This is a genomic window from Streptomyces sp. NPDC001933 (assembly GCF_042890955.1).
GTDB lineage: Bacteria > Actinomycetota > Actinomycetes > Streptomycetales > Streptomycetaceae > Streptomyces.
In genome coordinates this window covers 63195-82269 of sequence record NZ_JBIASS010000023.1, presented here as the reverse complement: position 1 = coordinate 82269, position 19075 = coordinate 63195, and the positions used below count along the sequence as shown (strand labels likewise).

Below are 19075 nucleotides of genomic sequence, written 5' to 3'. Positions count from 1 at the left end.
TTGTCATATCTGGTGGCCACAGCACGGTTGCGTTTGAGGCGATTGATGCCGCACTCGACCGCGTGGCGCTCGCGGTAGTCGGCCGGATCGAAATGGATCCGGTGCGCGGCAAGATGGCGGATGCCGGGTGGCGAACTGGTCGGCGGGGATATCGAGCATGAGTGCACCGCGGTCGAGCCAGACGTGGCCCCCAGGTGCCGGTATCGCCCCACCGGATGCCCGTGCACAGCCGCGAGTGGCCCAAACCCGATCGCCTCAGCGGGCGTTGAGGGGTGGCCCATGCCGTTACTGACTTCGGCTCGGCAGGGTGACGTTGGGGTGTCGAGGGTCAGCCGGTGCCGGCGTCAGGCGCGGTCCGGATCCTGCAGAGCACCTGGTCGTAGAAGTCGTTCTTCAGGTCGAGGTGGCGCTGGGTGAGCGCGTTGCGGGGAACCTGGGCCTCGACCGCAAGCGCGACGATCGTCAGCGCTTCGTCCGAGTGCTCCGGGGCACCGCTCAGGATGCGGTCCATCGAGGCGCGGATGCGGTCGTGCTCGTCGGCGGCGGGGCTCATCCGGTCCGCTCGTGGCGGTGGATGCGGTCGTGTTCGTGGCGGTCGGCCAACTCGCGCAGCTGCCCGGCACGCCGGGCCAGCCGGTCGGCGAGCGGACCGCGCAGCGCCTCGGGCGCGGAGTGTTTCTCCAGGGCTTCGGAGTGGGCGAGGAGGCCGGCGGCGTGGTGGTCGGTGCGCGCGATGTTCGCGCACGACGGCCGGCAGCGGTCCCGCCGCGGGGAGTCTGTGGCGTCCAGCCGGTGGCACAGCGCCCGGCCCGGGTTGTAGACGCACATCAGCAGGGAGCGCGGGCTGTCGCAGACGGTCGGGGCGGGGTTGCCCAGGATGTCGCGGGCCTGGTGGTGGGTGCGGATCGCCCCGGCGAACGCGGGTGCCTGTGCGGCGGCGTGGGTCGCACGCCGCGCGGAGGGTCCGGAGATACCGACCCCGTGGGCGAGGCCGTCGCGAAGGGTGGTGAGCGTGTCGGCGGTGGCCCGGGAGGTCTCGATGCCGAGCAGTTCATGGATGCCGTCGCGGCCTCGGGTGCTGGTAGTTCCGGCTGTCGGAAGCTGCTGAATGCCACCGCGTTCTCGCGCCACGGATCGATCGGCGGGTGGTGCGATTCATTCCTGGGGGACCGTAGTTGGCGCAGGGTGCCAGGGTGCGTCAGCGCGCACGGAGCGAGCGTCTGCGGCCAGCCGGATCCTGTACACCGACCGGTCGCCCGGTACGGGGCCGAGGTAGTCGTGGCCGACCATGTGACACCAGGCCGGAAGGTCGAGCGGAGCTGCAGGGTCTGTCGCGATGACGTGGACCACGGTGCCCGGTGGCACGTTTTCGATCTGCTTGCGCAGGCGCAGCAGGAGTGTGACGCAGAGCAGTCCGGTGCCGTCGACCGTGATGTCTGCGGCGGGTATCGGGTCGGTGTTCATCGGGGCAGGGTCTGGGTGACGCGCCAGAGGCGGCGGGGCAGGTCGCCTTCTTCGAAGGTGTGGACCTCGCCGAGGGTCCAGCCGTCGGCGAGGGAGTCGACCAGGTGACGGGGGAAGAAGTGCACGGCGAAGCCGCCGTGTTCGTAAATGTTGTCGCCGTGGGCGGTTCCGGCGCCGTAGTGGGCGTCGCCGGTGTGGCGGACGGTGTAGACGAGGACTCCGCCGGGACGGAGTACGCGGCGGATCTCGCCGGCCAGGGCGTGGATCTCCTGGGTCGACAGGGCCATGCACAGCAGCATGTGCGCGAAGACCGCGTCGATGGAGGAATCCGGCAGGGGGAGTGGCTCGCGTACGTCGTGGACCGCGGTGCTCACGCGTTCGGCGACGCCCTGGGTCCGGGCGGCCTGCTGGAGCTGTTCCAAGCCGATGGGGCTGAAGTCGGTGGCCTGGACGGTGAAGCCCTCGCGGGCGAAGTGCAGGGCGTCGCGGCCGTGGCCGGTACCCAGCTCCAGCACGTCTGTGGCTCCGGCCGCGCGGAAGGCTTGCGCAGCGTGGACGGCGGGCGCGGAGGGCTCCTCGCCGTACATGCCGGGGTGGGCGGTGTAGGTGTTCTGCCAGTGCTGCCGCTGTGCTTCGGCCAGCTCGCTGGCGTCGTCGCTCATGTCTGCTCGTTCCCCTTGCCGGATCTGCTGGACAGCCTAGAGGGCGCTGGTCAGGGCCTGTCGGACCTGATCGATTGTGGGGACCCCGGCCAGGCCGTCGGCGGTTTGGTAGTGGCGGCAGGTCAGGCCCGCCTCCCGGTCGGGTTCTGCGAAGGGGTCTCGGCCGTCGATCAGGATCGTCGGCGAGCCGGTGAAGCGTTCGGTCTCGGCGGCGGCGTGGTCGGTAATGCGGGTCTGGAACGTCAGTCGTGCAGACCGAGTTCACCGAGTGCCTGACGCAGCCGCTCGGCTGCGTTCTCGGTGTTCGGGCAGCCGGGAACGATCAGCGGCTCGATCTTCATTGCGTCCTTGGGCATGTCGTGTCCTGGGATGGTTCAGCTGCAGCAGTCGCAGCCGGGGCGACAGCCACAGGGATCGACCTCCGCGACGGCGGTCGGCGCCGCAGGGGCCATGGCGGGTGCGCAGCAGCCCTTGCCCTGCCAGGCGTCGCGGCCTTCCTTGACGGCGATGGCGGCGATGACGAGGGCAGCGACGGGGTCGGCCCAGGACCATCCGAGCAGCAGGTTGGCCAGCAGGCCGACCAGGAGCACGGCGGAGAGGTCCGTGCACAGCAGGGTCTGCTTGGAGTCGGCGACGGCAGAGGCGGAGCCGAGTTCGCGGCCGGCTTTGCGCTGGGCCGCAGAGAGGAACGGCATGATCGCCAGGGAGAGAGCCGCGAGGACGATGCCGGGGATCGAGTGGTCTGCTTCGCCGGTTCCCGTCAGCGCCCGGACGGAGTCGACGCTCACGTACGCGGCGAGCGCGAAGAACGAGACTGCGATGATCCGCAGGGTGCGCTGTTCGCGGGCCTCGCGGACGGCGTGATCGCGGGCGGAGAACTGCCAGGCGACCGCGGCGGCGGAGGAGACCTCGATGACCGAGTCTAGGCCGAAGCCGATCAGAGCCGTGGAGGAAGCCAGGGTGCCGGCGGTGATCGCGATGATGGCTTCAATGATGTTGTAGGCGATCGTCGCGGCGACGAGCAGGCGTATGCGCCGGGTGAGGGTGTCGCGGCGGGCGGGGCCGGGGCCGAGGGATATCGCGGTCATTCAGCAGCAGCCCTTCTCCGCGGCGTCCGGGCAGGTCTTGTCGGCCTCGACGGCGACCACGGCCGCCCGCAGGTCGTCGAGTGCGTGGCCGAGGCGTTGGTCGGCGAGTTCGTAGCGGGTGCGCCGGCCGTCGGGCACGGTGACGACCAGGCCGCAGTCGCGTAGGCAGGCCAGGTGGTTCGACAGCCGGGTCCGGGAGATCCCCAGGGTGTCGGCGAGGTCGGCCGGGTAGGCCGGTGCCTCGCGCAGGGTGAGCAGGATGCGGCAGCGGATGGGGTCGGCGAGGGCGCGGCCGAACCGCGCCAGCACCTCGATGTCAGCGGCGAGAGTGAGCACGCCACGACAGTACATCGAATCCTGAATTCATGGAATCGTGGATTATTGGCGGGTGATCAACACGGCGTAGGCGTGGTCCTGGCGGGTGAGGCGGTGCCAGGTGTCGGCGGTGTTCTGGTGGATGCCGAGCAGGCGGCTGACGATGACGCGGGCGGCTCGGAGGCCAGTTCGATCAGGGCGATGTTGCGGGCCGTCCGCGGTCGGACGCCGAGCAGCCGGAGGCGGCCGGTCAGTCGGCTGGAGCTGAGGTGCTTGGCGGGGAAGCGGCCGGGGAACAGCCAGTGCTCGGCGGCTGTGTCCCGTTCCATCGCCTCGGCGTGGAGCGTTCGGAGGTGGCCGTCGAAGGGCGGGGGCACCTGTACCGGGACCTTTCCGAGCCGGAGGATCACCGCGCTGCCGCTGAAATCGGTGTGGCCGACGATCAGGGCGGTAAGCGGTAATACGGGAGGGTTCCTGGGCGCACAGCAGGGCAAGGAGTCCGGCCGCCTTGTCCGCGACGGTGATCTCGTCGTCGTGGATGAGCCGGTCGACCAAGCGCCACCGGGCGTCCTGAGTGATGAGCTGCCCGGCGAACACCGAGGTGGAGACGTCGACGGTCAGCGTTCGAGCGTGGCACTTGTGGCCGGTCCGGACGAGGACGCCGTGTACACGGAGGCCGCGGGCGGGTGGTCGTCCAGCCAGACGCTCAGGAGATCGTGGGTGCACGAGCTCGATGCTGCGCTGCGAGTACGCCCCCTCCGGGTCGATTAGTACCCGCAGTCGCACCAACCGGGCCGGCACGGGCCGGGTCGCTTCCTCGCTGAGCCGCAGCACCCCGGCCGCCGCCCCGCTCATTCGCACTCCCGCCCCGTCTCCGTCCTCCAGGACGTCCTCGGTGTCGTGGTCCTGGTGAAGTTTTCGACCTCGGTGGTGGTTGGTCGGGGAGCCGCCGACGAAGATGCTGCTGCCGAACAGGGGAGGTCTGAGCTGGGCGTGGGCGGTGTAGAGGGCGGCGGTGTATCCGGCGGGGCCGGAGCCGATGATGACGACATCGCGTATGTCGCTCACGCCGTGGTATCCGGGGCGACCTCGGCGATCAGGCCCTGGACGAGGGTCTTGATCTCGTCGCGGATGGGGCGGACGGCTTCGACGCCCTGTCCGGCCGGGTCGTCGAGCTTCCAGTCCAGGTAGCGCTTGCCGGGGAAGACCGGGCAGGTGTCTCCGCAGCCCATGGTGATGCACACGTCGGACTCGCGGACGGCGTCGATCGTGAGGATCTTCGGGGTCTCGGCGGAGATGTCGATGCCGACCTCGGTCATGGCCTCGACGGCGGCGGGGTTCACGGTCTTCCCGGGGTTGGAGCCGGCGGAGCGGACCTCGACACGGTCCCCGGCCAGGTGGGTCAGCCACGCGGCGGCCATCTGGGAGCGGCCGGCGTTGTGGACGCAGACGAACAGTACGGACGGCTTGCCGGAGGACTCGGCCATGGTGATCGTTCTCTCTCGTCGCATGGCGGAACCCGGCCGCCAATGACTTCAGCCCCCGCTGGTATCAGCAGGCAATGATGTGAGAGTATCAGTGAATGCTGACTTCAGTCGATCCTGATGTGATCCGGGCGCTGGGCGATCCGCTCCGCCTGAAGATCGTGACCCTGCTGGCGCGCGAGACGCTCTGCACGACGCACCTTGTCGAGGAGACCGGGGCGAAGCAGACCAACCTCTCCAACCACCTGAAGGTCCTTCGCGAGGCCGGGCTGGTGGAGACCGAGCCGTGCGGCCGCTTCACCTACTACAGGCTCAAGCCCGAGGTCCTGGCCGGTCTGTCCGAGCAGTTCGCCGCGTTGGCCGAGTCCGCCCGTACCGCAGCTGGGAACAAGAGGGCCTGCCCGTGACCACCGAGCGCACCACGAAGGCCCCCGCTGCGGACCAGGCTGGGGGAGAGGGCGACTCGATCGTCAGGAAGCTCTCCACTCTCGACCGGTATCTCGCGGTGTGGATCCTGCTCGCCGTGGCCGTCGGCCTGGGCCTGGGGCGTCTCATCCCTGGGATGAACGACGCTCTGGCGAAGATCGAGATCGGCGGGATCTCCCTGCCGATCGCGCTCGGCCTGCTCGTGATGATGTACCCAGTCCTGGCCAAGGTCCGCTACGACAAGCTCGACACCGTCACCGGCGACCGCAAGCTGATGGTGTCCTCGCTGGTCATCAACTGGATCGTCGGCCCGGCGGTCATGTTCGCCCTGGCGTGGATCTTTCTGCCGGACCTGCCCGAGTACCGCACAGGCCTGATCATCGTCGGCCTCGCCCGCTGCATCGCCATGGTCATCATCTGGAACGACCTCGCCTGCGGCGACCGCGAAGCAGCCGCCGTACTCGTCGCCCTCAACTCCGTGTTCCAGGTCATCGCGTTCGGCCTGCTCGGCTGGTTCTACCTCGACCTGCTGCCCCGGTGGCTGAACCTCGGCGACGGCCAGGGCCTGGACGTCTCCGTCTGGCACATCGCGTTGAACGTCATCATCTTCCTCGGCATTCCGCTGCTGGCCGGCTTCCTCACCCGCCGCATCGGCGAGCAGAGGATGGGCCGCGAGAACTACGAGGCGAAGTTCCTGCCGAGGATCGGCCCCTGGGCTCTGTACGGGCTGCTCTTCACCATCGTCATCCTGTTCGCCCTCCAGGGGAAGACGATCACCTCACAGCCCCTGGACGTCGTACGGATCGCACTGCCGCTGCTCGTCTACTTCGCGATCATGTTCTTCGGCACCTTCCTCCTCGGCAAGGCCCTCGGACTGGCCTACGACCGCACCGCGACACTGGCGTTCACCGCCGCGGGCAACAACTTCGAACTCGCCATCGCCGTCGCCATCGCGACCTTCGGCGTCACCTCCGGCCAGGCCCTGTCCGGAGTCGTCGGCCCACTCATCGAAGTCCCCGTCCTGATCGGCCTGGTCTACGTCGCGCTCGCCTGGCGCAAGCAGTTCGCCGCCGACGCGGTGACGACGGCACCGTGATGCACATGGTGGACGTGGCGGTGATCGGCGGCGGGCAGGCAGGGCTCGCCGTCGGCTACCACCTGTGCCGCGACAAGCTCGACTTCGTCATTCCCGACGCGCAGAGCACGCCCGGCGGGGCATGGCAGCACACCTGGGACTCCCTGCACCTGTTCTCCCCGGCCACCTTCTCCTCCCTGCCCGGCCGCATCATGCCCACCCATACCGGCGAGGAGTACCCGGACGCCGGACACGTGGTGGAGTACCTGACCGACTACGAGCAGCTCTACGGCCTGCCCGTCCAACGCCCGGTCCGCGTCCGGGCGGTGCGCCGGGACGCGGACCGGCTGCGGGTGGAGACGGACACCGGCGAGTGGCCGGCGCGGGCGGTCGTCTCCGCGACCGGCACCTGGTGGCGCCCCTTCCTGCCCGCCGTCCCCGGCCAGGAGGCATTCACCGGCCGTCAGCTCCACACCACCGGCTACCGCAGCCCACTCGGCTACGGTGACTGGACGGGACCGGCCTCCGCCACGCTCATCGGCGTCGGGCGCCACGCACGCGATGCCGCCGAGGACATCGCACGGCTCCTGACAGCACGGCCGAGGCCGCGGACCGGTGCCACCAGCACCTGGGCTTGACCTTCGAGTCGAGTTGAAGGTCTACCGTCTGGCCATGACCACCTACCGGATCTCGCAGCTGGCGGAACGATGTGGCGTTCCGGCCACCACGCTGCGCTTCTACGAGGACGCCGGGCTGCTGCTGGCCGAGCGGACACCGTCGGGCTACCGCCTATACGGGGAGGATGCCGTCGAGCTACTGGCATTCATCTCCTCGGCCAAGCTCCTGGGCCTGGCACTGGAGGAGATCCGCGAACTTCTGGATGTCAGTCAGGAGGGGGTGTGCGCGTCGGTACGGGAGCGGATGGTGTTGCTGGTGGCGGGCCGGATCTCCGAGACGGAGGGACGGATCGCCGAGTTGTCGGCGTTCTCCGCGCACCTGGCCGCAGTGCACGCCGACCTGTCGGGTCCGGCCCCGGACGGCGGGTGTGGGCCGGACTGCGGTTGTACCACAGGCCCGGCGGCTGCCGGGCCTGTACCGGTGACGCTGTCGCGCACCCGGCCCGCACCCATCGCCGAGCCGTGGCGGGAGGCGCTGGTGGCCTGCACCCTGGGCGGCCCCGAGCTGGAGGAACGCACCGAACAGTGGAGGCGAATGGTGGGCAGAGCCGAGAACCGCGAGGAGATCCCGGACGGTCTGCGGCTGACGTTCCGCGCCGACATGGAACTGGCCGGGCGGGTCGCCGCCCTGGCGGCGGCCGAGCAGGGCTGCTGCTCGTTCTTCGACTTCACCCTGCACTTGACCCCTGCCGCGCTGGAGCTGACCGTGCGCGCGCCCGAAGCCGCAGCCCCGCTGCTTGCCGACCTGTTCGGAGCGACCGTATGACCCACCCCATCTCCTCTTCCCGCCGCCCGCGTCCCTGGGGAACGGTGGTCGCCGGCGTCGCCGCGGTGGCAGCGTGCGCGGCGTGCTGCGCGGGCCCCCTGCTGGCCCTGCTCGGCGGGATCGGCGCGGCCTCGGCACTCGCTTCTGTGTGGTTTCCCGCTCTGGCGGTGGCGACTGTTGCCGCCGTAGTGGGCGCCTTCGTGGTGCACCGCCGGCGCCGGGCAGCAGCCTGCCGCAGCACGGCGGACCCGGTCGACCTCGGCCTGCCCTCCGTCGGCGCTCTCCGGGACGCCGATCACGTGCGCTGACCTGGGGCGAGGCCCGGGCCGTCAGCCGGCGCCTGTGAGGATGACGAACACTACGGCCGCCATACAGGGGGCCGGTATGGAGCATGGGAGCACGCGGTGTCGCAGGAACCGTCAGGTCTGGTCGAGCGGATGGAACACCACCAGATCGCGGTGTATGTCGGAGCGATGGCAGCGGGCGCCCTGGTGGGCTGGGCGGCACCGGCTGCCGGGCCGGGCCTGGAGCACGCCATCAACCCGGTCATCGGCGCCCTGCTGTTCGTCACCTTCCTCCAGGTCCCGGCCGCCGAGCTGGTCCGCTCCCTGCGGGATGGGAGGTTCCTGGCCGCCGCCCTGGTGGTGAACTTCGTCGTGGTGCCGCTGGTGGTCGCCGCGATGTTCGTCTTCCTGCCCGCCGACCAGGCCGTGCGCATCGGCGTCCTGCTCGTGCTGCTGTGCCCGTGCGTGGACTACGTGATCGTCTTCTCCGGACTGGCCGGCGGATCCAGCCGCCGCCTGCTGGCCTCAACACCGCTGCTGCTGGTCGCGCAGATGCTCCTGCTGCCGGGATTCCTCTACCTGTTCATGGGCTCGGAACTGGCCGATATCGTCGAGATCGGTCCGTTCGTCGATGCGTTCGTCGTCCTGATTGTCATCCCGCTGGCACTGGCCTGGGCTCTGCAGGCGTGGGCGGCCCGCCGGCCGGTCGGGCAGAAGGTCTCCGACGCCGCTACCACAACGATGGTTCCGCTGATGGCAGCCACCTTGTTCGTCGTGGTCGCCTCCCAGGTCCCCAAGCTCGGCGACAGCCTCACCGACGTCGCCGCCGTCATCCCTTTCTACGTGGCCTTCCTGATCGTCATGGCCTTCGCCGGGAAGACGGTCGCCCGCCTGTTCCGCCTGGACGCCCCGGCCTCGCGGGCGATCGTCTTCACTGGCGCGACCCGTAACTCCCTGGTTGTCCTGCCCCTCGCGCTCGCCCTGCCCGACGGCCTGTCGGTGGCCGCGGTCGTGGTGGTCACCCAGACCCTCGTCGAGGTCCTCGGCATGGTCGCCTACGTCCGCCTGGTCCCCAGCATGGTCCCTGCCGACAAAATGACCGCAATCGCGTGACCGGTCAGCGCGGCCGCGGCGCTGTGAGCACGCGGGGCGCCCTGCCCGCGACGCCGTCCAGCAGATCACCGAGCAGCCGGCCTGAGCGCCTGCGGCATGCTGGAGGCATGCGGATCGAGGTCGTGGTCGTGAAGGAATGCCCGAACGAACAACTGGCTGTTGGCCGGTTGCGGCAGGTGCTGGAGGCGTCCGGGCTGGACGACGCCGATGTCGTCACACGGGTGGTCACCGACCAGGCCGAGGCCGAACGCATCGGCTTCACCGGCTCCCCGACCATCCTCGTCGACGGTGAAGACCCGTTCGCGGAAGCCGGACGGGCGCAGGGGATGGCCTGCCGCCTCTATCGCACGCCTGAAGGCTTGGACGGCGCTCCCAGCACCAGTCAGCTGCAACAGGCGCTTACGACCACCTCCCGCCACTCCTGATCCTGGTTCGCCCGGCCACTGCGGTACGCATTCGCTCCAGGACGTGCCCGGCATCCCGGCCGACGCAGCGCAGGATTTTGGACGAGAAGCTGCGCTGGAACTCCATGCCGACGAAGGCGAGCCCCGGGACCGCAGGGGAGAGGCCGCCCTGATGCAGCGGCGCGCCATTGGTGGCCAGGACACCCGATCCCGTCAGGTAGGGAAATGCGAGGCGGTATCCGGTGGCGAGCAGGACAGCGCCGACCTCCTCCTTCGTTCCGTCGGCCCACACAATGCCGTCGGCCGTGAACCGGCTGAACACGTCGCGTCGGTCGACGCCGTGCTGATCCAGGGCGGTGCGGTGGTGGCCGTCATCGGGCACGGCGACGGGCACCTTTGCCAGTAGCCGCCGGATCGGTGCGATGTCGAGGCGGGTGTGCTTGAGCCACCAGTGCAGGTCCTGGCCCAGCGGGCGCTGGGGTGTCCATCCGATCGGGCGCCGGGTGACCAGGGTGGTGTCGGCGAGCGAGCCGAGCTCGGCGACGATCTGGATCGCGGAATTGCCCCCGCCGACCACGACGACCCGCTGCCCGGCGAATGCGTCCGGGCTGCGGTAGTCGGCGGCGTGCAGGATCCGGCCGCCGAAGTCCGCCTGTCCGGGGACGTCGGGAACGAAGGGTGTGCCGTATTCGCCGGTCGCGCGATGACCGCCTGCGCGGTGAACTCCCGCCCGTCCTCGGCCCGTACGGACCAGGTGCCGTCCTGGCGTGGCACTCAGGTGAAGGTCGTCGAGGTGTGGATGTCGGCGGGTAGACGGTTGGCGTAGTCGCGCAGGTAGCCCACCACTTCGTCCCGCCTCGGGTAGCGGTCCGGGGCGCCGGGGAAGCGCATCCCGGGCAGGGACGAGTACCGGGCCGGGGAGAACAGGGTGAGGCTGTCGTAGTAGCGCGGCCAGGACCCGCCCGGCTCCGCCGCGGCCTCCAGCGCCAGAATGCGGGTGAAGCCGTGTCGCGGGGCGAGGGCCGCGGTGGCCAGGTCGGACTGCCCGGCACCGATGACGACGAGACCGGCATGCTCCATAGTTCGCCGGCGGGATCGGGCTGACGGTCGGCGAGATCGCCGACCGCTGCACGCTGAAGCCGTCGACCGCCTCGGAACACCTGAGCCTGCTGCGCCGCAGCGGCCTGGTGGTCTCCCGCAAGGAAGGCGAACAGGTCTTCTACCGGGCCGACGGCGCCACGATGGCCCAGCGCATCTCCGCCCTCCAGGCACACCTGGCGCGCTGCTGCCCGCCCGACTGCACCGGCTGACCTGCAGGCGCGAACCGGAGGTCAGGTGCGCAGGTCGAGCATGGCGGACATGGCCGCCACGACGGACGGCGCGACCTGGTAGTACACCCAGGTCCCCCGCCGCTCGGAGGTCAGCAGACCGGCCTCGCGCAGCTTCTTCAGGTGGTGGGACACGGTCGGCTGGGAGACGCCGACGTCGGAGATGTCGCACACGCACGCCTCACCGCCCGGATGCGAGGCGACCTTGGAGAACAGGCGCAGCCGCACCGGGTCGGACAGGGCCTTGAACATGACGGCCATCTTCTCCGCGTCGTCCTGCGACAGCTCCCCGGCGGTGATCGGCGGGTAGCACGGCACCACAGTCCCCGCCTCCAGGACCGGCAGCTCCGCAATCTCTGACTTCGACATATGTCTATGTTGACACTTGTCGATACCCGGTGCCAAGCTCCGGATATCGACAGCAATCGAAACAGCTGTCGGATCGGCCGCCTACCACGGAGGACATCACTGCAATGACCACCACTGCAGACCTGCCGGTCGTCGTCATCGGAGCCGGCCCCGCCGGGCTGGCCGCCGCCGCCCACCTGGTCGAGCGCGGCATCGAACCGCTGGTCCTGGAAACGGGACCGGCCGCCGCCGCAGCGGTTCGCGACTGGTCGCATGTGCGGCTGTTCTCCACCTGGGGCGAGGTCACCGACCCGGCCGCCGAGAAGCTCCTGGCACCGACCGGCTGGACCAAGCCTGACCCGGCCACCTACCCGACCGGCGGGGACTGGGCCGAGCATTACCTCCAGCCCCTGGCCGACGTCCTGGGCGACCGCGTCCGCTTGGGCGCCACTGTCACCGGGGTATCGCGCACCGGCCGCGACCGCATCATCGACGCCGACCGCGAGACCCAGCCCTTCGTCGTCCACTTCACCACCGCCGACGGCAGCGAGGAGCGTGTCTTCGCCCGCGCGGTCATCGACGCCTCCGGCACCTGGACCACCCCCAGCCCGGCCGGGGCCAGCGGCCTGCCCGCCCTCGGCGAAAAGACGGCGGCCGACCGCATCACCTACCGCGTCCCCGACCTCAAGAACCCGGCCGCCCGCGCCCGCTACACCGGCAAGCGCACCGCCGTCATCGGCTCCGGCGCCTCCGCGTTCACCGCCCTGGCCACCCTCGCCGACCTCGCGAAGGACGAGCCCGGCACACACGCGGTATGGATCCTGCGCCGCGGCATCAGCGGCTCCACCTTCGGCGGCGGCACCGCCGACCAGCTCCCCGCCCGCGGCGCCCTCGGCCTGGCCGCGAAGGCCGCCGTCGACAACGGCCACGCCGACGCGGTCACCGGCTTCCGCACCGAAGCCATCGAACGCGACACCGACGGCCGCCTGATCCTGACCGGCGAGGACGGACGCCGCCTCGACCCAGTCGACGAGGCCATCGTCCTGACCGGCTTCCGCCCCGACCTGTCCTTCCTCTCCGAGATCCGCCTCGGCCTCGACGAACGCCTCCAGGCTCCCACCGAGCTCGCCCCGCTCATCGACCCCAACCAGCACTCCTGCGGCACTGTCTACCCCCACGGCCACCGCGAACTCTCCCACCCCGAACCCGGCATCTACCTGGTCGGCATGAAGTCCTACGGCCGCGCCCCGACCTTCCTCGCCATGACCGGCTACGAGCAGGTCCGCTCCGTCACAGCCGCCATCGCCGGCGACACCGAATCCGCCGACCGCGTCGAACTCACCCTCCCCGAAACCGGAGTCTGCGGCGGCGCCGGACTCTTCGACGCCCCGGCCACCGACCAGACCGACGCCGGAGGATGCTGCACCACCCCGGCACCCGCACTCGTACAGATCGATGTCGCCACCCCTCTGCCGATCGCAGCCACTGCCGACGAACCGTCGTCCGGCGGCTGCTGCGGAGCCTGAGCCCCAGCGCCCCGGCCCATGACGGCCGGGGCGCTTCCACCTGTGTCAGGAGGGTCGTCGTGTCCCGAGTACGGCTCGCACTGCGTGTCCCCGACCTTCCCGCCTCGATCGCCTTCTACAGCAAGCTCTTCGGCACCGAGCCGGCCAAACTGCGCGACGGCTACGCCAACTTCGCCATCGCCGACCCTCCGCTCAAACTCGTCCTCATCCAGGGCGCACCGGACGAGGACACGCGCATGGACCATCTCTGCATCGAAGTCGACACCACCGAGCCGTCCACGCCGCCACCACCCGCCTCGCCGACCAGCGGCTGACGACTGACGTCGAGAACGACACCACCTGCTGCTACGCACTTCAGGACAAGGTCTGGGTCCACGGCCCCGGCCAGGAATCGTGGGAGGTGTACGTCGTCAAGGCCGACGCCGACTCGATGACCAAGCAGAAAGGCAGTACCTGCTGCGCGGGCACGCCCGTCGCCGAAGCAGGCCCGGGCGCACCGGCCGAGGCCGGTGGCTGCTGCCCGTGACCGAGCTCGACGCCCCCAGGGTCGCGACCGGAACAGGGGACCGGTCGCGGCCCCGCGCCGTACATCCGGCCCTGTGCGTCACACAGATCACCAGCTGGGGAAACGTCTACTGCGCCTTCCCGGTCCTGAACCCAGCCATCACCGCCGACACTCCCGGGCAGTCAGCAGGTCCCATGTCTCCGCCTCGGTGAAGACTTCCAACGGCACATCCGCCACCTGCGCACGCAGCGGCGCCCACTCACGCCCCGACGGCTCATCCCGCCCTACCAGCACCACCATCACGTTCACCGGCACCGGACCGAACTGCTCCTCCAGCAACCCCAGCAGCCACCCGTCCAGGTACCGGCCGGTCTGCTCCCACGTGTCGAAGAACAGCACCGCCCACCGATGCCGCCCACACAAACGCTCCAGCTCCGAAACAAACACCCGACTCAAACCCGCCTCATCACCCCCACGCCCACGCCGCTGCGCCAGGCTCCGGACCGCAGCCGGTCCAGCCCCTGAGCCGCGGTATCCGGTTCGCCATCGCGGTCACCACGCCGGCCCCGGGATCAGCGACGCCGCACCCAGAGCGGCCTGCGTCACCACCCGGCTCGACACCGACGCCTCCCCCTCCCCAGGCCCCGGCTCGGCGGGCATCTCCTGCTCCAGCGCCTTGTCGAACTCCTTGAGCGGACCGCCCTGCTCAGCCGACTGCCGGGCCAGCTCCCCCAAGGCCTGCTGCACACCACGCACGTCACTCTCATCCACCACCGCAGTCACCGCACCCGTCCGCCGCGCCGCCCCCTGCCACTTGGACCAGCAGGTCCCGAAGGCTGGGATGTACCCATCTCTTCGGCCGGCGCGCGCTGGAGCCGTACTTCCGAGACCGGAAGTCACGGCAGGGCCGGCGGACGGACAGAGTGAGACCGCCGCAGGAAGGATGGGAGGAGACCCGGCCCGTGCTCGTCGGCTGGCCGGGGGTGCGCTGTCGGTGGAGCATTAGGGGTATATGGGTGTGCGGTGTTCGTGGGATCAGCTTCTGGAGCCGCCATCAGGCCGTGGTCTGGTGGCGATCCCGTTCGTGCTGATTGTGACGATCACCGTGCTGGATATCTACACCGGGCGCGATGTGCAGCTCGGCCCACTGCTGGTCATCGCACCCGCTCTGACCGCCTCCCTTGCCGGGACACGGCTCACCGCTCTCGCCGGGGTACTGGCAGTGGCGGCCCAAGTGTTCATCGCCGCCTCCCTCGGCGGACTGACCACGCCCAACCGCATGGCGCAGATCATCGCGCTGACCGCGCTCTCCGCCTTGGTGGTCTTCATGCGGTTCGTAAGGGAGCGGCGCGACCGGGCGCTGAGCCGGGCACGCTCCGTGGCGGAGACGGCTCAGCGGGTTCTGCTTCGGCCTCCGCCACGCCGGATCGGGCCGTTGCAGGTGGCATGGCTCTATATGTCCGCACAGGACGAAGCCGAGATCGGCGGCGATCTTTTTGCGTTCACCCGCGCCGACCACCCCGCGACCCGGGTGGTCATCGGCGATGTCCGGGGCAACGGGCTGGCCGCCATCGGCGAGGCCTCGCTGGTGCTGGGAGCATTCCGTGAGGGCGCTCACCGGTATGCGACCCTCCCCGAGCTGGTGACTGCCCTTGAAGACAGCGTCTCCCGGAACCTGGAGGACGTGGCGGACACCGAGCACGACCTCGGCGAGCACTTCATCACCTGCCTCGTCCTGGAGATCCCCGACGACGCCCCGCCGGCCGCCGAGATGATCAACTGCGGGCATCCTCCGCCTCTGCTGGTGCACGATCAGCAGGTCACAGTCCTGCATGCCCGACAGCCACTGCCTCCGCTGGGCGTGTGCGAACGGCCGATCGACGACGACCGCATCGACCCGTTCACCTTCACATGCGGTGACATGCTCGTCCTCTACACCGACGGAGTCATCGAAGCCCGCTCGCCGTCCGGAGCGTTCTACCCGCTCGCCGAACGAATCGCCTCCTTCCCCACCAGCAGCCCCGACACTCTGCTGCACCACATCCACCGCGATCTGCTCACCCACATCGGCGGCCACCCCGCCGACGACGCCGCCCTCCTGGTCATCGAACGCACCCCGTCCCACCGGCCGCACCTCACACCCCATTCCCTTGGTCACCACCGGCACCAGCTCAGTGGATCGCCCCCGCACCCAGGCCGCTGAACCCAGGACCGGGCGCCCCCCCGGTGCGCCGGGCACACTGCTGCGGACGCTTTGGCACGGGCGCGGGCCCGGACGCGAGGGAGGCCGCGGTGGCTCCACAGCCGGCGGCAGCTCGTCGAAGACCACCCGCTGCGGCTATGTCCCTGGCGCATGGAAACCACCACCGCGGCAGGCCAGACCTTGAAGAACACTGAAACCAATCGTTGCCTGGAGATCGACTCCACCCCCTACTACGGCGTCAAGGCGCTGGTGACCACCTGCAACAGCGACGAACTCCAGCAACTGTGGACCCGAGGCTGAGAAGACTCTGGCCTGTCGGCGCCGCGAAGGCCACCCGCGGCTACGACACGGGCAAGAAAATCAACGGTCGAAAGCGACACCTGGTCGTCGACACCCGCGGGCTTCCCTTGCTCGTCATGGTCACTCCCGTCGACCTCCACGAGCTGCTGCCGCGAAAGAAGTCCTCTTCCGGCTCCGTCTGATGCACCCCGAGATCACGATCGTGTGGGCCGACTCCGCCTACGCCGGAACGCTCGTCGACTGGGCGAAACAGCGCCTCACGCTAAGGACACCTCCGGCTTCGACGTGCTGCCCCGCCGCTGGGTCGTCGAGAGGTCGCTCGCCTGGATAATGCACGCCCGCCGCCACGCAAGGGGCTACGAACGGCTCATCCAGCACTCCGAGACCTTGATCACCTGGGCGGCCGTCACCCGCATGACCCGGCGGCTCGCCTGGAAAGGCGCCACCCTCAGCTGGCCGAGAAATCCGGCGCCGGCTGACAGCTGACCGGGCTGCATCGCAAGGGTTCGGTCAGCCGCGTCGTCCCAAAGGCGGGGTGTCGAAGAGAGCCAGCTCGTCATCGGCGGGTGCCTGGAAAAGCTTCACATACTCCTCGAGCAACTCGCGGCTGACTGGGACAGTCCCCGGCCCACCCTCCCGGCTCCGGGCTTCGAGTCGGCGGCACAACTCATCAATCGGCGCAGCAAGGTAGTGCAGCTCAACGGGGATCTCGATTGCGCGCGCCGCCAAGCGCTTCTCATCCCGCTCAGAGCGTCCCCAGAAGCCGAACTCCAAGATCACAGTCTGTCCGAGCCTCAGCAGGTCCTGGGCATGAGCCCAAAACCGCCTCTCGAGCCGGTCACGCAGCCGTTCATCGAACAGGTCGACACCGAGATCCGCCAGCCATTCATCCGGACACAGACGCACCGCCGGAATCTCTCTCGCCATGCGCTTGGCCAGCGTTGTCTTCCCAGAACCGGGAAGCCCGCACAGCAGGATCAGCCTGGGCTCGGGATTCACATCCATCAAGGCCCTCCACAGCACCGCAGCAAGGTCATTCCGGCATGCTCGCGCAACCGCCCCGGGCAACGGAAATGGTTTTCCGAGCCCGTGACTTCACTCTCCGCACGCTCGTCTCAGCCCCGCCCGCGCTCGATCTCCCCCTATCCCGGCCCAACGATCCCTTCACCAGGCCCGTTACGGGCCCCTCACCGCACACCGTCTCGGCTATGGCTCCATCGACACCATGAACCGGGCCGGCGCCTGGATCCTCACCGAACTCCGCGCACAGGGATGGATTGGGCTAATCGGCTCCTGGAACAGGGCCCCCGGCCGCACCGCCACAGACGCTCTCGCTCTCATCGACTTGACCATCCGTCGTGCCTCACACGCAGGCCAGTGACCCTCTGTCGTGACCACTCACCCTCTGCGCGCCGCCCGCGACCGCAGGCGAACCGCTGTACCGCATCACTCTGCCAACCGTCCTGGAGATTGATCACGCCGATCCTGCCGTGGATGACCCGTTCCGACCGGCGCCGCTGGCGTTCCGCCCGGACCATTGCCGAACTCGGCGAGCTGATGGCCCTATGGCTGGAGGGCGAGATCGGCAGCTGGCCCGGCTACCGGCCCCGCTGCGGCCCGGACGAGGAGACCCTGCCCTGGACCGGAGTGCTCGCCGCCGTCGACCGTGCCGGATACCTGACCATCGGCAGCCAGCCGGGCTTCTCCAGCGAAGACTTCGACGGCAAGGCATGAGGGCAGCGCGCCGCGGTTGAGGGGTTCATCGCCGACCGCGCACTGCTCCTCGCGCTGACCGACGCGGCAGCGAAGGCGGGGACCGACGTACGGCTTCACAGCCTGCTGGACACCTGGGGTAGTAGCGCCAGCACCGTCACCACCCGGGTTGGCGAGCCGAACACGGAATTCGGCACGCCCCTGAGCATCGGCGACCTGCGCTTCATGTGGCGCGGTTGTGCCCCGGAGGCAGTCGACGCGATCGCCGAAGCCAACTACGTGACGATCACTGATCGCGAGTACGGCCCGCACGCGCGGCTTTGGAAGGTTCTCGAGCAGGTCGTCACCCGGCCGGTCCCGCCCCCGCCGGCACCCGCGCCCCGTTTTGTGCGCCGGACGTGCGGCTGCACCGACATCGGCTCCCAGGGGGGAGTAGCAGCCCGGACAAACCCCCACCCATGCGCCACGATTGACTTGCACGGCCGGCCAGGGAGCCCCGGTGTCCCCGCGCCCACTCCCCGGCCAGGCCGTGCCACACCGCATAACCCCCGGAAACCCGGGCACCAGGCCCTATGACCCGAGCTTGAGTAGGCACATCCCCCGACCCGCTCAAGCCACCTCGGCCCCCACCAGCACCCCCGGCTGGTGGGGGCCGACGCGTGCCACGACACGCCCTTCGCGAGAGCTGCGGCACGGAAATGTGATGGGAGCCACTGCCGATTTCCTGGGCCTCGGGAAGTCTTGGAAAGTCTCGAAAGATCTAGTGATGCCCAGTGTCAGAGAATCCAGCCAATGTTGTACTAGAATGTCATGAATTTCCCCCTGGTGTTGTCAAGTCCCCTTGCAGGGTCGCTGGTCTGACGCACCGTCCAACTACACTCCTCATCAACGCAAAAGGAGCCCCGCTTCCTCGACGCGGTTTCCTAGGCCATGGGTCGAGGGGGCTCCTTGCGCGGCGTCCAAGCATCAGCAAGACGGAAGGACTCCGGATGCAGAGTAACGCGAAACCACCTCCCGAGCACAGCTTCGGCGTGGACAGAGGACGTGGACCAGTTGCCCGTCACCTGCGGAAATGGCTGGTCAGCCGTGGACAGAGTGTCCACACAAGTTTCATGTGCGGCGTGGCGTACCGGCTCGGCGACTTCGCGACCGGCCTGGTCATCGCCTGGCTGATCGCCCGGTACTGACCGGTCGTAAGAGTGAGGCCCGACACCACACGGTGCGGGCCTCACTTGGTTTCGCGCGACTTCCAGAGCCTTCACAGGAGGCTTATGACGTGCCTGGCTCAGTTGCGATGACCTTCGCGTTGAGGTCGCACCAGGTCGTTGAAGTGCCGCCGGAGGCAGCCCAGTTTCCCTAGTGCCAGTACCTGTACTTCGCGGCACCCGGCGTCT

General features: G+C 69.3%; 25 protein-coding genes and 8 pseudogenes. 18 read left to right on the top strand and 15 right to left on the bottom strand.

What is annotated here, in order from left to right; genetic code table 11:
• Positions 1 to 328 precede the first annotated feature (328 nt).
• From ACFYY7_RS37540 to ACFYY7_RS37500, 9 genes and pseudogenes are all read right to left on the bottom strand, one after another.
• Entirely contained in the window at positions 329 to 553 is a 225-nt protein-coding gene (locus tag ACFYY7_RS37540; RefSeq protein WP_388668415.1) for a hypothetical protein, read from the bottom strand.
• On the bottom strand, positions 550 to 1131 hold the full coding sequence (locus ACFYY7_RS37535) for a hypothetical protein (RefSeq protein WP_388668412.1): 582 nt from the start codon (positions 1129 to 1131) through the stop codon (positions 550 to 552). The genes ACFYY7_RS37540 and ACFYY7_RS37535 overlap by 4 nt, the downstream gene beginning before the upstream one ends.
• A 24-nt stretch (positions 1132 to 1155) precedes the next feature.
• Positions 1156 to 1464, bottom strand: coding sequence for a sulfurtransferase TusA family protein (locus ACFYY7_RS37530; protein ID WP_388668409.1), 309 nt, complete (start codon positions 1462 to 1464; stop codon positions 1156 to 1158).
• Complete coding sequence (locus tag ACFYY7_RS37525; protein WP_388668406.1) at positions 1461 to 2126, bottom strand: class I SAM-dependent methyltransferase; 666 nt, start codon at positions 2124 to 2126, stop codon at positions 1461 to 1463. The genes ACFYY7_RS37530 and ACFYY7_RS37525 overlap by 4 nt, the downstream gene beginning before the upstream one ends.
• A 374-nt stretch (positions 2127 to 2500) precedes the next feature.
• Positions 2501 to 3214: a cation transporter gene (locus ACFYY7_RS37520; protein WP_388668403.1), complete on the bottom strand. Its 714-nt coding sequence runs from the start codon at positions 3212 to 3214 to the stop codon at positions 2501 to 2503.
• A complete protein-coding gene (locus ACFYY7_RS37515; protein ID WP_388668400.1) occupies positions 3215 to 3550 on the bottom strand; it encodes an ArsR/SmtB family transcription factor in 336 nt (111 codons plus the stop codon).
• Positions 3551 to 3606: 56 nt separating this feature from the next.
• Entirely contained in the window at positions 3607 to 3906 is a 300-nt protein-coding gene (locus ACFYY7_RS37510) for a hypothetical protein (RefSeq protein ID WP_388668397.1), read from the bottom strand.
• A 534-nt stretch (positions 3907 to 4440) separates the two neighbouring features.
• Positions 4441 to 4597 (bottom strand): annotated as a pseudogene (locus ACFYY7_RS37505) (FAD-dependent oxidoreductase); the annotation flags it as partial.
• Entirely contained in the window at positions 4594 to 5016 is a 423-nt protein-coding gene (locus ACFYY7_RS37500; RefSeq protein ID WP_388668429.1) for an arsenate reductase ArsC, read from the bottom strand. The gene ACFYY7_RS37500 and the pseudogene ACFYY7_RS37505, both read right to left, overlap by 4 nt.
• Positions 5017 to 5111: 95 nt before the next feature.
• On the opposite strand from ACFYY7_RS37500, the gene ACFYY7_RS37495 reads away from it, so the two are divergent.
• From ACFYY7_RS37495 to ACFYY7_RS37465, 7 genes and pseudogenes are all read left to right on the top strand, one after another.
• The gene (locus ACFYY7_RS37495; RefSeq protein WP_388668395.1) at positions 5112 to 5420 is read left to right on the top strand and encodes an ArsR/SmtB family transcription factor; all 309 of its coding nucleotides are present in this window, start codon (positions 5112 to 5114) and stop codon (positions 5418 to 5420) included.
• Positions 5417 to 6535, top strand: coding sequence for an ACR3 family arsenite efflux transporter (arsB, locus tag ACFYY7_RS37490; RefSeq protein WP_388668392.1), 1119 nt, complete (start codon positions 5417 to 5419; stop codon positions 6533 to 6535). The genes ACFYY7_RS37495 and arsB overlap by 4 nt, the downstream gene beginning before the upstream one ends.
• Positions 6535 to 7008 (top strand): annotated as a pseudogene (locus ACFYY7_RS37485) (NAD(P)-binding domain-containing protein); the annotation flags it as partial. The gene arsB and the pseudogene ACFYY7_RS37485, both read left to right, overlap by 1 nt.
• Before the next feature lie 178 nt (positions 7009 to 7186).
• Positions 7187 to 7957 carry a MerR family transcriptional regulator gene (locus tag ACFYY7_RS37480; protein WP_388668389.1) on the top strand — a complete coding sequence of 257 codons (771 nt, stop codon included), beginning with the start codon at positions 7187 to 7189 and terminating at the stop codon, positions 7955 to 7957.
• Positions 7954 to 8265, top strand: a complete 312-nt coding sequence (locus ACFYY7_RS37475; RefSeq protein ID WP_388668386.1) for a hypothetical protein — start codon at positions 7954 to 7956, stop codon at positions 8263 to 8265. The genes ACFYY7_RS37480 and ACFYY7_RS37475 overlap by 4 nt, the downstream gene beginning before the upstream one ends.
• 96 nt (positions 8266 to 8361) lie before the next feature.
• Complete coding sequence (locus ACFYY7_RS37470) at positions 8362 to 9354, top strand: arsenic resistance protein (RefSeq protein ID WP_388668383.1); 993 nt, start codon at positions 8362 to 8364, stop codon at positions 9352 to 9354.
• 107 nt (positions 9355 to 9461) lie between these two features.
• Positions 9462 to 9779, top strand: coding sequence for a DsbA family protein (locus ACFYY7_RS37465; protein ID WP_388668381.1), 318 nt, complete (start codon positions 9462 to 9464; stop codon positions 9777 to 9779).
• Here the strand turns inward: ACFYY7_RS37465 and ACFYY7_RS37460 are convergent.
• Together ACFYY7_RS37460 and ACFYY7_RS37455 are read right to left on the bottom strand one after the other, a co-directional pair.
• Entirely contained in the window at positions 9754 to 10512 is a 759-nt protein-coding gene (locus ACFYY7_RS37460) for an NAD(P)-binding domain-containing protein (RefSeq protein ID WP_388668426.1), read from the bottom strand. The genes ACFYY7_RS37465 and ACFYY7_RS37460 overlap by 26 nt on opposite strands.
• 20 nt (positions 10513 to 10532) lie before the next feature.
• Entirely contained in the window at positions 10533 to 10838 is a 306-nt protein-coding gene (locus ACFYY7_RS37455) for a hypothetical protein (RefSeq protein WP_388668432.1), read from the bottom strand.
• Between the two features lie 14 nt (positions 10839 to 10852).
• Here ACFYY7_RS37455 and ACFYY7_RS37450 point away from each other — a divergent pair.
• Positions 10853 to 10942: pseudogene (locus ACFYY7_RS37450) on the top strand (helix-turn-helix domain-containing protein); the annotation flags it as partial.
• A gap of 3 nt (positions 10943 to 10945) precedes the next feature.
• Entirely contained in the window at positions 10946 to 11068 is a 123-nt protein-coding gene (locus ACFYY7_RS37445) for a hypothetical protein (protein ID WP_388668378.1), read from the top strand.
• Positions 11069 to 11089: 21 nt separating this feature from the next.
• Here ACFYY7_RS37445 and ACFYY7_RS37440 read toward each other — a convergent pair whose 3' ends face one another.
• Positions 11090 to 11455, bottom strand: a complete 366-nt coding sequence (locus ACFYY7_RS37440; RefSeq protein ID WP_388668376.1) for an ArsR/SmtB family transcription factor — start codon at positions 11453 to 11455, stop codon at positions 11090 to 11092.
• 104 nt (positions 11456 to 11559) lie between these two features.
• On the opposite strand from ACFYY7_RS37440, the gene ACFYY7_RS37435 reads away from it, so the two are divergent.
• The 3 genes and pseudogenes from ACFYY7_RS37435 to ACFYY7_RS37425 form a co-directional block, all read left to right on the top strand.
• Positions 11560 to 12960: an NAD(P)-binding domain-containing protein gene (locus ACFYY7_RS37435; RefSeq protein WP_388668373.1), complete on the top strand. Its 1401-nt coding sequence runs from the start codon at positions 11560 to 11562 to the stop codon at positions 12958 to 12960.
• Between the two features lie 59 nt (positions 12961 to 13019).
• Positions 13020 to 13486, top strand: a pseudogene (locus ACFYY7_RS37430) (ArsI/CadI family heavy metal resistance metalloenzyme).
• Positions 13483 to 13656 (top strand): annotated as a pseudogene (locus ACFYY7_RS37425) (MFS transporter); the annotation flags it as partial. The pseudogenes ACFYY7_RS37430 and ACFYY7_RS37425, both read left to right, overlap by 4 nt.
• On the opposite strand, the gene ACFYY7_RS37420 reads toward ACFYY7_RS37425, so the two are convergent.
• Together ACFYY7_RS37420 and ACFYY7_RS37415 are read right to left on the bottom strand one after the other, a co-directional pair.
• Complete coding sequence (locus ACFYY7_RS37420; RefSeq protein WP_388668371.1) at positions 13625 to 13864, bottom strand: hypothetical protein; 240 nt, start codon at positions 13862 to 13864, stop codon at positions 13625 to 13627. The pseudogene ACFYY7_RS37425 and the gene ACFYY7_RS37420 overlap by 32 nt on opposite strands.
• A gap of 153 nt (positions 13865 to 14017) precedes the next feature.
• The gene (locus ACFYY7_RS37415) at positions 14018 to 14236 is read right to left on the bottom strand and encodes a hypothetical protein (protein WP_388668368.1); all 219 of its coding nucleotides are present in this window, start codon (positions 14234 to 14236) and stop codon (positions 14018 to 14020) included.
• A 313-nt stretch (positions 14237 to 14549) separates the two neighbouring features.
• On the opposite strand from ACFYY7_RS37415, the gene ACFYY7_RS37410 reads away from it, so the two are divergent.
• The 3 genes and pseudogenes from ACFYY7_RS37410 to ACFYY7_RS37400 form a co-directional block, all read left to right on the top strand.
• On the top strand, positions 14550 to 15668 hold the full coding sequence (locus ACFYY7_RS37410) for a PP2C family protein-serine/threonine phosphatase (protein WP_388668365.1): 1119 nt from the start codon (positions 14550 to 14552) through the stop codon (positions 15666 to 15668).
• Between the two features lie 150 nt (positions 15669 to 15818).
• The gene (locus ACFYY7_RS37405; protein WP_388668362.1) at positions 15819 to 15968 is read left to right on the top strand and encodes a hypothetical protein; all 150 of its coding nucleotides are present in this window, start codon (positions 15819 to 15821) and stop codon (positions 15966 to 15968) included.
• A gap of 26 nt (positions 15969 to 15994) precedes the next feature.
• A pseudogene (locus ACFYY7_RS37400) lies at positions 15995 to 16451 on the top strand (transposase); the annotation flags it as partial.
• A 27-nt stretch (positions 16452 to 16478) separates the two neighbouring features.
• Here ACFYY7_RS37400 and ACFYY7_RS37395 read toward each other — a convergent pair.
• Positions 16479 to 16973 (bottom strand): AAA family ATPase, encoded by a 495-nt coding sequence (locus ACFYY7_RS37395; protein ID WP_388668359.1) that lies wholly within the window; start codon positions 16971 to 16973, stop codon positions 16479 to 16481.
• A gap of 181 nt (positions 16974 to 17154) precedes the next feature.
• On the opposite strand from ACFYY7_RS37395, the pseudogene ACFYY7_RS37390 reads away from it, so the two are divergent.
• The 3 genes and pseudogenes from ACFYY7_RS37390 to ACFYY7_RS37380 form a co-directional block, all read left to right on the top strand.
• Positions 17155 to 17349 (top strand): annotated as a pseudogene (locus ACFYY7_RS37390) (hypothetical protein); the annotation flags it as partial.
• Between the two features lie 113 nt (positions 17350 to 17462).
• Positions 17463 to 18257 (top strand): annotated as a pseudogene (locus ACFYY7_RS37385) (DUF6919 domain-containing protein).
• 413 nt (positions 18258 to 18670) lie between these two features.
• Entirely contained in the window at positions 18671 to 18868 is a 198-nt protein-coding gene (locus ACFYY7_RS37380) for a hypothetical protein (RefSeq protein ID WP_351267202.1), read from the top strand.
• Positions 18869 to 19075: the final 207 nt, after the last annotated feature.

Excerpts from the sequence above, each read along its gene's own strand:
- ACFYY7_RS37440 (WP_388668376.1), bottom strand. The coding sequence starts at position 11,455 with ATGTCGAAGTCAGAGATTGCGGAGCTGCCGGTCCTGGAGGCGGGGACT.
- ACFYY7_RS37380 (WP_351267202.1), top strand. The coding sequence starts at position 18,671 with ATGCAGAGTAACGCGAAACCACCTCCCGAGCACAGCTTCGGCGTGGAC.
- ACFYY7_RS37465 (WP_388668381.1), top strand. The coding sequence starts at position 9,462 with ATGCGGATCGAGGTCGTGGTCGTGAAGGAATGCCCGAACGAACAACTG.
- ACFYY7_RS37495 (WP_388668395.1), top strand. The coding sequence starts at position 5,112 with ATGCTGACTTCAGTCGATCCTGATGTGATCCGGGCGCTGGGCGATCCG.
- ACFYY7_RS37435 (WP_388668373.1), top strand. The coding sequence starts at position 11,560 with ATGACCACCACTGCAGACCTGCCGGTCGTCGTCATCGGAGCCGGCCCC.
- ACFYY7_RS37480 (WP_388668389.1), top strand. The coding sequence starts at position 7,187 with ATGACCACCTACCGGATCTCGCAGCTGGCGGAACGATGTGGCGTTCCG.
- ACFYY7_RS37455 (WP_388668432.1), bottom strand. The coding sequence starts at position 10,838 with ATGGAGCATGCCGGTCTCGTCGTCATCGGTGCCGGGCAGTCCGACCTG.
- ACFYY7_RS37475 (WP_388668386.1), top strand. The coding sequence starts at position 7,954 with ATGACCCACCCCATCTCCTCTTCCCGCCGCCCGCGTCCCTGGGGAACG.
- ACFYY7_RS37500 (WP_388668429.1), bottom strand. The coding sequence starts at position 5,016 with ATGGCCGAGTCCTCCGGCAAGCCGTCCGTACTGTTCGTCTGCGTCCAC.
- ACFYY7_RS37530 (WP_388668409.1), bottom strand. The coding sequence starts at position 1,464 with ATGAACACCGACCCGATACCCGCCGCAGACATCACGGTCGACGGCACC.
- ACFYY7_RS37405 (WP_388668362.1), top strand. The coding sequence starts at position 15,819 with ATGGAAACCACCACCGCGGCAGGCCAGACCTTGAAGAACACTGAAACC.
- ACFYY7_RS37395 (WP_388668359.1), bottom strand. The coding sequence starts at position 16,973 with ATGGATGTGAATCCCGAGCCCAGGCTGATCCTGCTGTGCGGGCTTCCC.
- ACFYY7_RS37540 (WP_388668415.1), bottom strand. The coding sequence starts at position 553 with ATGAGCCCCGCCGCCGACGAGCACGACCGCATCCGCGCCTCGATGGAC.
- ACFYY7_RS37520 (WP_388668403.1), bottom strand. The coding sequence starts at position 3,214 with ATGACCGCGATATCCCTCGGCCCCGGCCCCGCCCGCCGCGACACCCTC.
- ACFYY7_RS37525 (WP_388668406.1), bottom strand. The coding sequence starts at position 2,126 with ATGAGCGACGACGCCAGCGAGCTGGCCGAAGCACAGCGGCAGCACTGG.